The organism is Candidatus Pelagibacter bacterium nBUS_44, assembly GCF_051200895.1.
GTDB lineage: Bacteria > Pseudomonadota > Alphaproteobacteria > Pelagibacterales > Pelagibacteraceae > Pelagibacter.
Genome location: NZ_CP172838.1, coordinates 805,352 through 818,538, shown reverse-complemented (window position 1 = coordinate 818,538; position 13,187 = coordinate 805,352). Strand labels below are relative to the sequence as shown.

The 13,187-nt window shown below is 30.0% G+C and carries 17 protein-coding genes; 14 read left to right on the top strand and 3 right to left on the bottom strand.

The window, feature by feature from the left end:
• Positions 1-12 precede the first annotated feature (12 nt).
• Positions 13-576 (top strand): RecX family transcriptional regulator, encoded by a 564-nt coding sequence (locus ACIJYB_RS04610; RefSeq protein ID WP_271523794.1) that lies wholly within the window; start codon positions 13-15, stop codon positions 574-576.
• Here the strand turns inward: ACIJYB_RS04610 and ACIJYB_RS04605 are convergent.
• The 3 genes from ACIJYB_RS04605 to ACIJYB_RS04595 are packed head-to-tail and all read right to left on the bottom strand — an operon-like array spanning position 568 to position 1,650.
• Complete coding sequence (locus tag ACIJYB_RS04605) at positions 568-711, bottom strand: hypothetical protein (protein ID WP_435085037.1); 144 nt, start codon at positions 709-711, stop codon at positions 568-570. The genes ACIJYB_RS04610 and ACIJYB_RS04605 overlap by 9 nt on opposite strands.
• A complete protein-coding gene (locus ACIJYB_RS04600; protein WP_435150151.1) occupies positions 711-1,475 on the bottom strand; it encodes a 3'(2'),5'-bisphosphate nucleotidase CysQ family protein in 765 nt (254 codons plus the stop codon). Before ACIJYB_RS04600 ends, ACIJYB_RS04605 begins: the two co-directional genes overlap by 1 nt.
• 7 nt (positions 1,476-1,482) lie before the next feature.
• Entirely contained in the window at positions 1,483-1,650 is a 168-nt protein-coding gene (locus ACIJYB_RS04595; RefSeq protein WP_023648687.1) for a DUF3553 domain-containing protein, read from the bottom strand.
• Positions 1,651-1,691: 41 nt separating this feature from the next.
• On the opposite strand from ACIJYB_RS04595, the gene mnmA reads away from it, so the two are divergent.
• From mnmA to ACIJYB_RS04530, 13 genes are all read left to right on the top strand, one after another.
• The gene (gene mnmA, locus ACIJYB_RS04590; protein ID WP_435150150.1) at positions 1,692-2,810 is read left to right on the top strand and encodes a tRNA 2-thiouridine(34) synthase MnmA; all 1,119 of its coding nucleotides are present in this window, start codon (positions 1,692-1,694) and stop codon (positions 2,808-2,810) included.
• Positions 2,811-2,974: 164 nt separating this feature from the next.
• A complete protein-coding gene (locus tag ACIJYB_RS04585) occupies positions 2,975-3,640 on the top strand; it encodes an aminotransferase class I/II-fold pyridoxal phosphate-dependent enzyme (protein ID WP_435150148.1) in 666 nt (221 codons plus the stop codon).
• A complete protein-coding gene (locus ACIJYB_RS04580) occupies positions 3,589-4,149 on the top strand; it encodes a PLP-dependent transferase (RefSeq protein ID WP_435152531.1) in 561 nt (186 codons plus the stop codon). Before ACIJYB_RS04585 ends, ACIJYB_RS04580 begins: the two co-directional genes overlap by 52 nt.
• Positions 4,150-4,156: 7 nt before the next feature.
• Positions 4,157-5,377 (top strand): MFS transporter, encoded by a 1,221-nt coding sequence (locus ACIJYB_RS04575; protein ID WP_435150147.1) that lies wholly within the window; start codon positions 4,157-4,159, stop codon positions 5,375-5,377.
• A gap of 4 nt (positions 5,378-5,381) precedes the next feature.
• Positions 5,382-6,545, top strand: coding sequence for a chorismate-binding protein (locus ACIJYB_RS04570; RefSeq protein ID WP_435150145.1), 1,164 nt, complete (start codon positions 5,382-5,384; stop codon positions 6,543-6,545).
• The gene (locus tag ACIJYB_RS04565; RefSeq protein ID WP_435150144.1) at positions 6,542-7,099 is read left to right on the top strand and encodes an aminodeoxychorismate/anthranilate synthase component II; all 558 of its coding nucleotides are present in this window, start codon (positions 6,542-6,544) and stop codon (positions 7,097-7,099) included. Before ACIJYB_RS04570 ends, ACIJYB_RS04565 begins: the two co-directional genes overlap by 4 nt.
• Entirely contained in the window at positions 7,062-7,832 is a 771-nt protein-coding gene (locus ACIJYB_RS04560; RefSeq protein WP_435150142.1) for an aminotransferase class IV, read from the top strand. Before ACIJYB_RS04565 ends, ACIJYB_RS04560 begins: the two co-directional genes overlap by 38 nt.
• 3 nt (positions 7,833-7,835) lie before the next feature.
• Entirely contained in the window at positions 7,836-8,234 is a 399-nt protein-coding gene (locus ACIJYB_RS04555; protein WP_435150141.1) for an HIT family protein, read from the top strand.
• A gap of 112 nt (positions 8,235-8,346) precedes the next feature.
• Positions 8,347-9,141, top strand: a complete 795-nt coding sequence (locus tag ACIJYB_RS04550; RefSeq protein ID WP_435150139.1) for an adenylyl-sulfate reductase — start codon at positions 8,347-8,349, stop codon at positions 9,139-9,141.
• 33 nt (positions 9,142-9,174) lie between these two features.
• Positions 9,175-9,645 carry an adenylyl-sulfate reductase subunit beta gene (gene aprB / locus ACIJYB_RS04545; protein ID WP_435150137.1) on the top strand — a complete coding sequence of 157 codons (471 nt, stop codon included), beginning with the start codon at positions 9,175-9,177 and terminating at the stop codon, positions 9,643-9,645.
• The gene (gene aprA / locus ACIJYB_RS04540) at positions 9,645-11,504 is read left to right on the top strand and encodes an adenylyl-sulfate reductase subunit alpha (protein WP_435150135.1); all 1,860 of its coding nucleotides are present in this window, start codon (positions 9,645-9,647) and stop codon (positions 11,502-11,504) included. The genes aprB and aprA overlap by 1 nt, the downstream gene beginning before the upstream one ends.
• 19 nt (positions 11,505-11,523) lie before the next feature.
• On the top strand, positions 11,524-11,874 hold the full coding sequence (locus ACIJYB_RS04535) for a hypothetical protein (protein ID WP_435150133.1): 351 nt from the start codon (positions 11,524-11,526) through the stop codon (positions 11,872-11,874).
• 233 nt (positions 11,875-12,107) lie between these two features.
• Positions 12,108-13,187 (top strand): sulfite exporter TauE/SafE family protein, encoded by a 1,080-nt coding sequence (locus ACIJYB_RS04530; protein WP_435150131.1) that lies wholly within the window; start codon positions 12,108-12,110, stop codon positions 13,185-13,187.

Genomic DNA, 13,187 nt, shown 5'->3' with positions numbered 1-13,187 from the left:
TAAAATCTAAGCATGATTCCTATAAGAAATAGAAAAAAAACACTCCAAGTAACCGTTGAAGAGATGAGAAATTTCTCATTTGCATATGTTGAAAAATATGCCCCTTCAAAACAACAGCTTAAAACCTATTTATTGAAAAAATATATGAAACTCTCATCATCTGATGTTAGAAAAAAGGATGTTAATAAATTAATTGATATCGTTTTATCTGACCTTGAGAAGAATAAATTTATTAACGATCAGTTTTACTCTGAAAGCAAAGCAAAAAGCATGATTCAAAGAGGTAACTCTATCAATAAAATAAGAAATTATTTAATTGGAAAAGGAATACATGATGAATTCATTAAAGATACAGTTGATAAAATTAAAGAAGATAATTCTGATCAAGATTTTTTTTCAGCTATAAAAATCTGTAAGAAAAAAAGAATAGGACCTGCTAGAGCTGAAGATAATAGACCTTTGTTTTATAAAAAAGATATTTCTTTACTTGCAAGGAATGGATTTGATTTTGAGACTTCAAGAAAAGTTATGGATATAGAAAAAGATGAGTATCTTAAAATAATTAATTTACTTTGATTCTCTATCTTTTTCATCTTCAATTAGATTGTTAATTTTATTTCTTACATAGTTTTTAACAAACACAAAAACTAACAAACCAAAAATTGAAACTGAAACTATTATAATCAATATAATTCTTAATTGTTCATCCATTATAATATATTTTTGCTTTTTAAAATTAAGCTAGGATTTTTTAAATCTTTTTTTCCATAAAGTATTTCACTACCATTAAAATCAGTAACTGTACCACCCGAATGTATTAAGATTGCATGACCTGCTGCTATATCCCATTCATATGCCCTTGGTTCTGCTACATAACCATCATATTCATCAGCTGCAACCACACAAAACTTAAGTGAACTTTTCATTCTCACATTTTCAACTACCCCAATATCTTGATAGATTTTTTGAATTTCAGGTTTAATTTTGTTTGAGTAAGAAATAAATTTAATAGGTCTTTTATTTTTACTAATTTTGCTGCTTAGATTTATAGTTTTTCCATCAGTTAGTTCAAAAGCATTTCCAGGTCCGTAAGAATAGAACATTCTTTTTTTTGCAGGTGCATAAATTAATCCTGCCACAGGTTTATTATCTATAATTAAACCAGCATTTATTGTGAACTCTTCTAAGCCATTAATGTAATCATATGTTCCATCTATAGGATCAACCAACCAAAAATCTTTCAATTCAGTATTATCTTTATTGTCAGATGTTTCTTCTGATACAATCGGTATATCTGGTGTGATTTCAGATATTTTTTTTGTTATAAATTTATTAACTTCAAGATCACCGTTACTTACAGGTGTGTTGTCGGATTTAATTTCTTTTTTTAATCCTTTTTCTCTAAGAGAAATTGATAAGTCTCCAGCCTTTAAAAAAGGATCAATTAATCTTTCTACTATTATTTTTATATCCATTTCAAATTTACTTAATTCTTTTTAATTCTACATTTTTTGCATGGATTACTTTTTTTCCAGCATTTTCAAAATTTACTGTTACTTTATCATTGATAATGGATTGAACCTGTCCAATACCCCAGTCTTTATTGTTCGGATTAGTAACTTTGTCACCTGGCTCGTAATCTAAAATCATTTAATTTAACTTATATTGCAAATCAGTATAAATACCACCTTATGAATAAAGAATTAAATTCTATTGGAATTCGAAAAAACCCCAAGGATACCACAGTAGTAGTGGCAATGTCTGGTGGAGTGGACTCTTCAACAGTTGCCGGTATTATGAAAAATGAAGGCTATAAAGTTATAGGTATTACACTTAAACTTTATGATGATGGTAAAGAAGTAGCAGCATCAAAACAATGTTGTTCAGGTCAAGATATAATGGATGCAAAGCGTGTCGCTCATAAATTGGGCATTGAACATAAAATTTTATATTATCAAGATAAATTTAAACAAGGTGTAATAGATAATTTTGTTGAGAGTTATTTAAATGGAGAAACACCAATACCATGTGTTCAATGCAATCAAACTGTAAAGTTTAAAGACTTGTTTGAAGTTTCAAAGGAACTCAATGCTGATGCTCTGGTAACAGGCCATTATGTAAAAAATATTACAACAAACAATTTAAACAATATGTATAGAGCAATTGATGAAAATAGAGATCAAAGTTATTTTTTATTTAACACAACTAGAGAACAATTAGATTATTTAAGATTCCCTTTAGGTGGCATGTTAAAAGACAAAACAAGAGAAATTGCCAAAGAACTAGATTTAAATGTTGCTGATAAACCTGATAGCCAAGATATCTGCTTTGTGCCAAATGGTGATTACGCGTCAGTAATTAGAAAATTCAAACCAGACTCTTTTCAAAAAGGAAATATTAAAAATTTAGATGGAAAAGTGATTGGTGTTCATGATGGTATTATTAATTTTACAATTGGACAAAGAAAAGGAATTAAAGTTTCTGATATAGAGCCTCTTTATGTTCTAAAGATAAATTCAAATAATAACGAAATTATAGTTGGTCCAAAGGAAAATCTTGGAAAAAAAGACATATCCCTTAAAAATTTGAATTTACTCACTGATAAAAAAGATCTTGATCGAAATATATTTGTAAAAGTAAGATCTACAGGAAATCTTCTTGAGGCCAAAGTAGATCTAAAAAATGAAAATACTGCCCATGTGCACCTGATAAACCCTGAGGATGGAATATCACCAGGACAAGCATGTGTATTTTATAGCAAAGACCAGTTTGGCCATAGAGTTCTTGGGGGTGGTTGGATTAAAGGATAAAGGAATTATTTTTTCTTATTTTTTCTCTTAGCTCTTCTCTTTTTAGAGCCTTGTTTTCTTCGGCCTCTATGTTTCTTTGGGTAACTCATTTAATCCTATTTATTAATTTTATTGACGTTTTTTACGGGATATAGCATTGTCTCCTAAACATATCAAATTTTATTATGAGTAATTCATTTAAAACATTTCTAAAACACACCGCAAAAGACTTTCATAATCAGTCAGTTAATCCGCCAATTGTTCGGGCTTCAACGATTATTTTTAAATCAATGCAGGATATTAGAAAAACTCAAGATAAAGCAAAAAAAAACCCTACAGGTGGACATTTTGATTATGGAAGACAAGGGACATCAACAACTCATATATTGCAACAAATTTTATCAAAGCTAGAAGAAAGCTATTTTACTTTTTTAACTCCCACAGGTTTTGGGGCAGTTTTTCTTGCAATTTTTAGCGTTACTAGACCAGGTGACGAAATAATTGTAGCTGATCCAGTTTACAGTCCAACACGTTTACTTTCACAAGATTTTCTAAAAGAATTTAATATTAGAACTACATTTTATGATCCTCATGATCTTAAGACATTAGAAAAAGCTATTACAAATAAAACAAAATTAATTTTTGTAGAAAATCCAGGAAGCAACACATTTGATTTTCAAGATCTTGGTAAAATTATTTCTATAGCAAAAAAACATAAAATTTTAACTGCAATTGATAATACATGGGGAACTCCATATTTTTTAAAACCTATTAAACTTGGTTTTGATATGTCTATTGTATCTGCAACAAAATATTATTCAGGTCATTCGGATGTGATGGGGGAAGCTTAGCTGTCAATAAAAAAGTTTTTGCTAAAGTTAAAGCTGCAGAAAAAGTTACTGGTTTAAGATTAGGACCTGATGACGCTTATTTGATAACAAGAGGGTTAAGAACTTTAGATGTTAGATTAGATAGACATAGAGAGAATGCCAAAAAAGTTGCAGAATTTTTATCTAAATTTAAAAATATTAAGTTGCTATATCCATATAAAAAAGATTCTTACAATTTTAGAATGTGGAAGAAATATTATTCTGGAGCATCAGGTTTGATGGGACTAAAAGTTAAAGCTAAAAGTGAAAAATCAGTGGTTAAATTTGTGAATAATTTAAAACTATTTGGCCATGGTTATAGTTGGGGTGGGTTTGAAAGTTTAGCTTTGCATCAAAATATAAGAGAACAAGGAAATAGAAGTTACTTAGAATTAGAAAAAAATGAGCATCTTGTTAGATTACATATCGGACTTGAAGATCCTAATGATCTTATAGCTGATATTAAACAAGCTCTTAAACATTTAAAATAGATTTTAAATGTCATCTGAAAAATTTATAAAAAATAAAACAGTTTTAATTACTTTGTTATCAGCCTGTTCAATTGTAATTATTTCTCTTGGGATAAGACAAACTTTTGGAATGTTTTATTTTGATTTTTCAACTGATCTAGGAATAACACTATCTCAATTTGGATTTGCTCTTGGACTTCAAATGTTACTTTGGGGAGTATTTGGACCTTGGTTTGGAATAATCACTGATAAGTATGGTGGACATATAGCTGTATTAATTGGTTTTGTATTTTACTTATTCGGTATTTTGATGCTTTATTCTCAATTTAATACAGGTCTATACTTTGTAACAGCAATTGGAGTTTTTATAGGAATTGCTCTTGGTGGTACAGCAATTAGCATTCCAGTTTCAGTTGTTGCTAAGCATTTTCCTCAATCTAATAGAACTTTAGCTATGGGAATTGTTACAGCCTCAGGCTCATTTGGTTTTTTTGTTTCCCCAATCTTTACTAGATATTCATTGGTTGAATATGGTTGGGAAAATACTTTGTTATTTTTTGCAGTTTTCGTGTTTATTGGATTAATTTTAGCGTTCCTTCTAACCACACCTAAAGATGTAGTAGGTGGAAAAATTGATGACAAGCAAACTGCAACTGAAGCACTTAAAGAGGCGTTTGATAACAAAAGTTTTATTTATCTAATTTTAGGTTTTTTTGTATGTGGCTGGCATATCTCATTAATTGCAACACATATACCTGTCTACATTAATGATCGAGGGTTACCCGAGTGGTGTACTGTTACAATTTTATCAATGATTGGATTATTTAATATTTTTGGAACATTAACTTCAGGTTATCTTGCTCAAAAATTTAGTAAAAAATTGATATTAAGTGTAATTTATCTAACTAGAGGTTTAGTGATTGCTATATTTATTTTTTCACCACCAAGCACATTCATGGCAATATTTTTTGGAATTACATTTGGTTTTTTGTGGCTTTCAACAGTTCCCCCTACGATGGGATTAGTTGGATTTATATTTGGAACAAAATATATAGGTTTATTGTATGGTATAGTATTTTTAAGTCATCAAATAGGTTCTTTTTTTGGAGCTTATTTGGGAGGAGTTTTTCATGATCTTTATGGTTCTTACGATTATGCTTGGTACATTTCTATCGCATTATCAATTTTTGCAGGTTTGATACATTTACCAATTATAGAAAAGCAGGTTAAAAGATTACAAACTACTTAATAAATTGAAAAAAGATTATTTACTTAACGAAATCAATAGTTCCAACAAACCTTTTATTTTGTATAAAAGTAAAAAAGGTTTTGATCTTTATTCAGATTTTTCAAAAAAGATAGTTCTCAGTAATAAAAACATTAATAAATTTTTAAACAAAAAATTAAAAACTAAAAAAAAATTAAAAGATACAGATTTATTTATTGGATTTTTTGGTTATGAAATTTTGAATAATCTTATAGGTGTTAAGCTTCCTAAACAAAAATCTATTAATTTTCCCAAAGGAATTTTCTATAAGCCAGAGAGCAAAGTAAGTCTTAAGAACAATTTATTTTACAAATCTAATAGTGAGAAGAAAATAGATAAAAACTTTAAGATCAATATTAATCAAAAGTCATACACTAAAATTTTTAATAAATTCAAAAAAAAAATAAGATCTGGTGACACTTACCAGATTAAAATATGTACGAAATATAAAAATAAATCAAAAATTGATCCTTTAGATTTTTTTTGCAGACTTGCTAAATCTAATTTAGCACCAGAAGCATTTATGATTAAAGATAAAAATTTCTCAATCATAAGCTGTTCACCTGAAAATTTGATTACCAAAAATGGCTTATCTGTTTCAACAAAGCCAATAGCTGGAACTTTAAGAAAAGCTAAGAATATTAATAAAACAAAAGCTTTAAATTTTTTTAAAAATAATATTAAGGAAACTAAAGAACATAATATGATTGTTGATATGGAAAGAAATGATCTTTCAAGAATATGTGTTCCTGGAAGTGTAAGGTTAAAAAAAGAAAAATCTGTTGAAGAATATAAAGACCTTTATCACTATGTAAGTTTAATTTCTGGCAAACTAACAAAAAATGTGAAGAATATTGATATTATCAAGGCTATGATGCCAGGTGGTTCAGTTATTGGTTGTCCAAAAATGAATACTCTCAATTTTTTAAATAATCAGGAAAAAGAAAATAGAAATATATACACAGGAAGCTTTGGTTTTATTAAATTTAATGGTGATATGAGATTTAATATTATTATCAGATCTATCTTAAATTATAAAAATATTTCTGAAATCTCAGTTGCATCAGGTGTTGTAATTGACAGTAATGCAAAACATGAATTTAATGAAAATTTTATTAAGGCAAAAGCACTAATAGATTTATACAAATGATATATGTAATTGATCATAAAGACTCGTTTACACACAACGTGGTTCATCAATTTTCATTATTTGATGATGTCGAGTGTGATGATTTCAGCAAAATTAATAAATCTAAATTAAATCAAGCATCTACAATTGTTTTTTCTCCAGGACCAGGGTCACCAAAAGATTACCCCGCATCCTCAAAAATTTATAAAAAACTTAAAGGAAAGAAGAAAATAATAGGAATTTGCCTTGGATTTCAGCAAATATTATTTAGTGAAGGAGCCAGTATAATTGAGCAAAGTAAAATTTACCACGGCTTCCAATCAGAAGTATTAGTGAATAAATCAAGCAAACTATTTAATACAGGACAGAAATTTAAGGTTGGTCGATATCATTCTTTAAAATTAAAAGAACCTTTCAAGGCTGAAAATTTTGACATAACGATGAGATGTGTTATTTCAGGAGCCGCAATGTCATTTGAAAATAACATTGATAAAATATATGGATTTCAATTTCACCCAGAGTCTTTTTTAACTTTAAATGGTAAACTACTTATTAAAAAAATCTTATCAGCTTAAAGATCTTAAGGAAATTGAATTTAAAGATCTTTGGGGTGATAATGGTGTATTTACCACTATGTGGATTTTTGGTTCTCCTCCAAGAATTCTTTTTTTTAAAGATCATATTAATAATTTAATTAAATCTACCAAAGCCTATTCAATTATAAAGTCATCTATAAGATCTGATATTTTAAAAGTAATTGAAGAAAACTTAGACAATAAGATCAAATACAATCATCTACTAAGAGTTGCTCTTAATAAAAACACTTTATCAATTTCTTTTCGTAAGAGAATTAAACCTAAGTTAAATTTTAATTTAAAATTAGTTAATTTAAAACGCCAAAAGCCAGAATTTAAAAATTTAAAATATAAAGAAATTTTAAAACATTTATCAAAACTTGATAATTCTAAATCAGACATTGGATTGTGTTTTAATAAAAAAATTTTTGAAACAGGAACATCGAATATACTTTTTGTTAAAAATAAAAAGATCTTTTCACCAATAAATAAATTTTATAAAGGAATTACTTATAAATTTTTTAAGTCAAAAATTAAAAAAATTATAAAAAAAGATATTTTAATAAATTCTTTGAATGAATTTGATGAAATTATTTTAATTGGCTCGGGAAAAGGAATTGCGTCAGTCAAAACGATTAATCAAATAAATTGGAAAAGAAAAAAATTCAAAATTTATAATCAACTATTAAAGCATTACAATTCAGCTATAAATAATTGTCCAAAATATAAATAAAGTATGAGAGATCCTAATAACCCTTGTTTGTTTTGTAATTCAAAAGCCAGTGGTATAGCGCATGAAAATGATTTGGCATATGCAAGTTACGATACGTATCCTGTTTCAAATCATCATTGTCTGATAATTCCAAAACGACATTTAATTGATTACTTTGAATTAACTAATGAAGAATTGATCGCATGCAACGATCTAATTAAAAAGATTAAGGAAGAAATTCTTAGTAAAGACAATACTGTAAAAGCTTTCAATGTTGGAACGAACGCTGGTGCAATAGCAGGCCAATCAATTATGCATTGCCATATTCATTTAATTCCAAGAAGAGAAAATGATGTTGAGAATCCCCAAGGTGGTGTGAGATCAGTGATCCAAAAAAATCAACACTACAAGCGTAAAATTTAAATTATAGGTTGTTATTAAAGACAAATTGACCAATAGTTAGGGTTGATCTGACTAAACATCTAGATTAGAAAACTCTTTAATAAATTCTTAAAAAATTTAACACAAGGGTAAAATGTTAGAGACTAATCCATTTTCAATATTAGCAGAGACAGTATCTCCATTTGCTATGCAAACTTTTATTATTGCAATGATTGCGTTAATTGCACTAGGTACAATAATTCAAATGATACATCATAAAAATTTGACGTATTTTTTAAATAATGCAAAAAAAGCTAAGCTTCAGGCAACTAGAGAAATAGGTGCAGGTGAAAAGGTATCTATAATAGCAAAAACAACTGTTGTTGATATTGGAACTACAGCTGAACTTGGATTTGGAAAAAGAAGATTATCCCACGTGCTTGGCATGTATGGTACAATTATTTTTTGGGTTTCTTCAGTAGTGTTAGTATTTTGTTATACAGGTGCTGATAAATCATCATCATCTATGTGGTCAATGTTATGGCATGTTGGTGCTATTTTGACATGTGTTGGTGGATATTGGTTTTGGTTTTTCTTAAGAGTTGATGTTTCGGCAGAAGCTCATCCTTGGTATAGAATAATTAAAGCAGATTTATTTGTATTAGCATTATTAGCATGCTCGACTTTTGGACTGGCTTGGTCATATACTCAATCTAATGGTCAGACAGAACTTTCTTTCTTGTTTTTAGCTTTATTTGTTGTTTCAAATTTAGTTTTATTTGGTGGAGTTTACTGGTCAAAATTTGCACACATGTTTTATAAGCCTGGTGCTGCAATTCAAAAAAATCTAGCTGAAGCTGATGGGTCTAGAGATAATTTACCACCACCAGCAGATGCGCCTGAACAGTTTGGTTTAGGTATTAAAAGAGAACAACCTAAACATTATTAATTATGAGAAATTTAAATAAGGAGAGAAAATAATATGTCAACATTTGTATACATGACGAGATGTGATGGCTGTGGTCATTGCGTAGATATTTGTCCATCTGATATAATGCACATTGATGAAAATATTAGACGTGCAAAAAACATTGAACCTAATTTTTGTTGGGAATGTTATTCTTGTGTAAAGGCTTGCCCAAATCACGCTATTGATGTTAGAGGTTATGCTGATTTTGCTCCAATGGGACACAGTGTTAGAGTAAGAAGAGAAGAAGAAAAGGGAACAATCTCTTGGAAAATTAAATTTAGAAATGGAACAGAAAAAGATTTTGTTTCTCCAATTACAACAAAACCATGGGGAAAATTTATTCCAAAACTTGCAGATGGTGATAAACCAAGCCAAGGTGAAATTAACTCTCAAAGATTATATACAGAACCGCAAGGTCTTAACATTGATGGGGAATTACCAGCTGTTCCAAAAGATTCATTTAAAAAAGGAGTTTACTACTAATGGCTAAACATAAAACACATTACGAAGATTGCGATGTACTAGTTGTTGGTGGTGGTATGGCTGGAACTGGTGCTACTTTTGAAGCTAGACATTGGGGAAGAGACATGAAAATTATTTGTGTTGAAAAAGCTAATATTGATAGAAGTGGTGCTGTTGCCCAAGGTCTTTATGCGATTAACTGTTATATGGGAATGCAGTGGGGTGAAAACCAACCTGAAGACCATGTAAGATATGCAAGAAACGATCTAATGGGAATGGTTAGAGAAGATTTAGGTTATGATATGGCTCGTCACGTAGACTCAACAGTCCATATGTTTGATGAATGGGGTCTTCCAATGATGAAAAATGAAGAGACTGGCAGATACCTTAGAGAAGGTAAGTGGCAAATTATGATTCATGGTGAAAGTTACAAGCCTATCGTTGCAGAAGCTGCAAAAAAATCTGCAGACAAAATTTACAACAGAATTATGATCACTCATCTACTTATGGATGAGACTCAAGAAAACAGAGTAGGTGGCGCTGTTGGATTTAATATGAGAACAGGCGACTTTCATGTGTTCAGAGCAAAAACTGTAATAGTTGCAGCAGGAGGTGCTTCTCACATATTTAAACCAAGAGCAGTTGGTGAAGGAATGGGTAGAACTTGGTATGCTCCTTGGAGTAATGGTTCAGCTTATGCCTTACCTATTGCTGCTGGTGCTAAAATGACACAAATGGAAAACAGAATTGTGTTGTGTAGATTTAAAGATGGATATGGACCAGTTGGTGCATATTTCTTGCATTTAAAAACTTACACCCAAAATGCTAATGGTGAAAACTATGAGAAAAAATGGTATGACCAAACAAAAGAACTAGTTGGTGAATACATTGATCATCATCCTACTCCAACTTGTTTAAGAAACCATGCTTTTATTCAAGAAACTATGGCTGGTGGTGGACCAATTCACATGATTACAACTGAGGCTTTTCAAGATCCTCATTTAGAAACTGTTGGTTGGGAAAACTTTTTAGGTATGACTGTTGGTCAAGCAGTTGTTTGGGCATCTCAAAATATCGATCCAAAATACACAAATCCAGAATTAACAACATCTGAGCCATACGTAATGGGTTCTCATGCTACATGTTCTGGAGCTTGGGTAAGTGGACCAGAAGATTTGTCTCCACCAGAATATTTCTGGGGTTACAATAGAATGCTTACAATTGATGGATTGTTTGGTGCAGGTGACACAGTAGGTGGAAGTGCCCATAAATTTTCATCAGGATCCTTTACTGAAGGTAGATTGGCTGCAAAAGCAGCTGTTAAATATATCGAAGATAAAAAAGCCGAAGGTTTGAAAGTATCTGATAAACAGTGCGAAGATTTCAAAGAAAAGGTCTATAAACCGCTTGAGACATATACTGTTGCACAAAATGAAATTACTGGAGGAACAGTTTCTCCAAGTTATATTTCACCAATCCAAGGTTTACAACGTCTACAAAGAATTATGGACGAATATGTTGGTGGAATAGCAACAAACTATATGACTAATGCTAATATGCTTAAAAGAGGTTTGGAGCTTTTAGCTTGGTTAGAAGAAGATTTAGAAAATGTTGGAGCAGAAGATTATCACCAGCTTATGAGAGCTTGGGAGCTTAAACATAGAGCTTTAACTTCTCAGTGTGTAACTGAACATACCATGTTTAGAGAAGAAACTAGATGGCCAGGCTACTATTATAGAGGTGATCACATGAAACTAGATGATGACAATTGGCATTGTTTAACAGTTTCAAGAAGAGATCCTAATACTGGTAAATTTAGTATGGAGAAAGTTCCTGTCTACCACATAGTGGATGAGAACGAGAAGAAAAAAGCTTCATAATAACTCTTTAAATAAGTATATGGATATTTTGTCAAAAACTGATGATGAGGTATATGAATTAGCCAAACCTATTTGGGATAACTTAGTTAAATCATCAAATTTGAAAGATTATGGTGGATTTACAAAAGATTTTTCAACTCAAATGCTTTTTGGTGCGAATGAAGTTGAGCTTGGCAAGCAGTGGGCTAACAATAAAATAATCACAAACCTAAAAGAAACATTCGAGCCTTTTGGCTGCCTAAGAAGAGGCGTTAATATCACTATACTTATCAAACAAACTAATAAAGAAATTTCAGGAGAATTTCTTGGTCGTCTGGTTTTGGGTGAGGAAGATGGGGTAGTTAAAGTCTTTGGTGCTACCATTTACTAGAAAATAAAAATTGATTTTAAATCAAATATTTATTTGACAAATAACTTTACGGGTGTATTGACGGTTGTAATGCAACTTTCCAACGTAAAAATCTTAAACAAAATATTAAACTCTAAAGTCATTATTATTAAATCTGGCATATTTTTAAGCCTTGCTACTTACTGGGGTGTTATTTTAGTTGGAACTTTTATTACTTTTAATTAAGTTATTTTTTAATAAAATTTAAAATATTTATGGAAGTATTTTTACCAATTGCTCAAGTATTTGTTAATCCAATTGAAATACTTATTCTTAGCGCAATAGTTGGAGTTCTTTCAGGCCTCTTTGGTGTTGGTGGTGGATTTTTAATGACACCATTTTTAATTTTTTTAGGGGTTCCCCCAGCTTATGCGGTTGCAAATGAAGCTAATAATATTCTTGCAACATCAGTATCTGGATCAACAACACATTATTTAAAAAATACTTTAGATTATAAATTAGGTTTGATGATTGTAATTGGTGGTGCTATTGGAACGTCACTTGGTATTTATACTTTTACTTATTTTAAAGGAATTGGAAAAATAGATACAGTTATTTCTCTAGCATACATGTATATTTTAGCAATTATTGGAACCTTGATGTTAGTGGAAAGTCTAGGTGAGATTGATAAAGCAAAAAGAAATCTTTTAGTCAAAAAAAAATTACACGTTCATTATTGGATACATGGTCTTCCTTTTAGAATGAGATTTCCAAAATCAAAATTATACGAAAGTGCATTTACTCCTATTATAATTGGTTTACTTGTAGGTTTTATAGCTGCTATCATGGGTATAGGTGGTGCTTTTATTTTGGTACCAGCAATGATTTACATTATTAAAATGCCAACTAAATTAGTTCCAGGCACTTCACTCTTTGTAACTATTTTTGTAAGTGTTATAGTTACTTTTCTTCATTCTTTTAATTATGGGTCTATAGATTTATTACTTGTTTTTATGTTAGTTGTTGGATCAATTGTAGGAGTTCAAATTGGTCAAAAACTTGGTGAAAAAATTGATAGCTCTGGACTAAAAGCATTACTTGCAATTTTATTATTAATAGTTGGTATAGCTATTGCTTACGACACTTTTTTTGCAGAGCAAGTTGCAGAAGAGATAGTTAAGATTCCAAATAATGAGTTAAATTTCTTCTCATTATTTATTTTAGAATTTTCTAAAGATATGCCATTCTTTTATGGATTGTTTTCGATTATGTTTGCAATTTTTCTAGGAGTTGGTGCTGCTTTTATAAGACGATTTTTTTCAAATTTAAGAAAAAAATTACTATTAAAATCTTAA

Excerpts from the sequence above, each read along its gene's own strand:
- ACIJYB_RS04610 (WP_271523794.1), top strand. The coding sequence starts at position 13 with ATGATTCCTATAAGAAATAGAAAAAAAACACTCCAAGTAACCGTTGAA.
- ACIJYB_RS04605 (WP_435085037.1), bottom strand. The coding sequence starts at position 711 with ATGGATGAACAATTAAGAATTATATTGATTATAATAGTTTCAGTTTCA.
- ACIJYB_RS04600 (WP_435150151.1), bottom strand. The coding sequence starts at position 1,475 with ATGGATATAAAAATAATAGTAGAAAGATTAATTGATCCTTTTTTAAAG.
- ACIJYB_RS04595 (WP_023648687.1), bottom strand. The coding sequence starts at position 1,650 with ATGATTTTAGATTACGAGCCAGGTGACAAAGTTACTAATCCGAACAAT.
- mnmA (WP_435150150.1), top strand. The coding sequence starts at position 1,692 with ATGAATAAAGAATTAAATTCTATTGGAATTCGAAAAAACCCCAAGGAT.
- ACIJYB_RS04585 (WP_435150148.1), top strand. The coding sequence starts at position 2,975 with ATGAGTAATTCATTTAAAACATTTCTAAAACACACCGCAAAAGACTTT.
- ACIJYB_RS04575 (WP_435150147.1), top strand. The coding sequence starts at position 4,157 with ATGTCATCTGAAAAATTTATAAAAAATAAAACAGTTTTAATTACTTTG.
- ACIJYB_RS04565 (WP_435150144.1), top strand. The coding sequence starts at position 6,542 with ATGATATATGTAATTGATCATAAAGACTCGTTTACACACAACGTGGTT.
- ACIJYB_RS04560 (WP_435150142.1), top strand. The coding sequence starts at position 7,062 with ATGGTAAACTACTTATTAAAAAAATCTTATCAGCTTAAAGATCTTAAG.
- ACIJYB_RS04555 (WP_435150141.1), top strand. The coding sequence starts at position 7,836 with ATGAGAGATCCTAATAACCCTTGTTTGTTTTGTAATTCAAAAGCCAGT.
- ACIJYB_RS04550 (WP_435150139.1), top strand. The coding sequence starts at position 8,347 with ATGTTAGAGACTAATCCATTTTCAATATTAGCAGAGACAGTATCTCCA.
- aprB (WP_435150137.1), top strand. The coding sequence starts at position 9,175 with ATGTCAACATTTGTATACATGACGAGATGTGATGGCTGTGGTCATTGC.
- aprA (WP_435150135.1), top strand. The coding sequence starts at position 9,645 with ATGGCTAAACATAAAACACATTACGAAGATTGCGATGTACTAGTTGTT.
- ACIJYB_RS04535 (WP_435150133.1), top strand. The coding sequence starts at position 11,524 with ATGGATATTTTGTCAAAAACTGATGATGAGGTATATGAATTAGCCAAA.
- ACIJYB_RS04530 (WP_435150131.1), top strand. The coding sequence starts at position 12,108 with ATGGAAGTATTTTTACCAATTGCTCAAGTATTTGTTAATCCAATTGAA.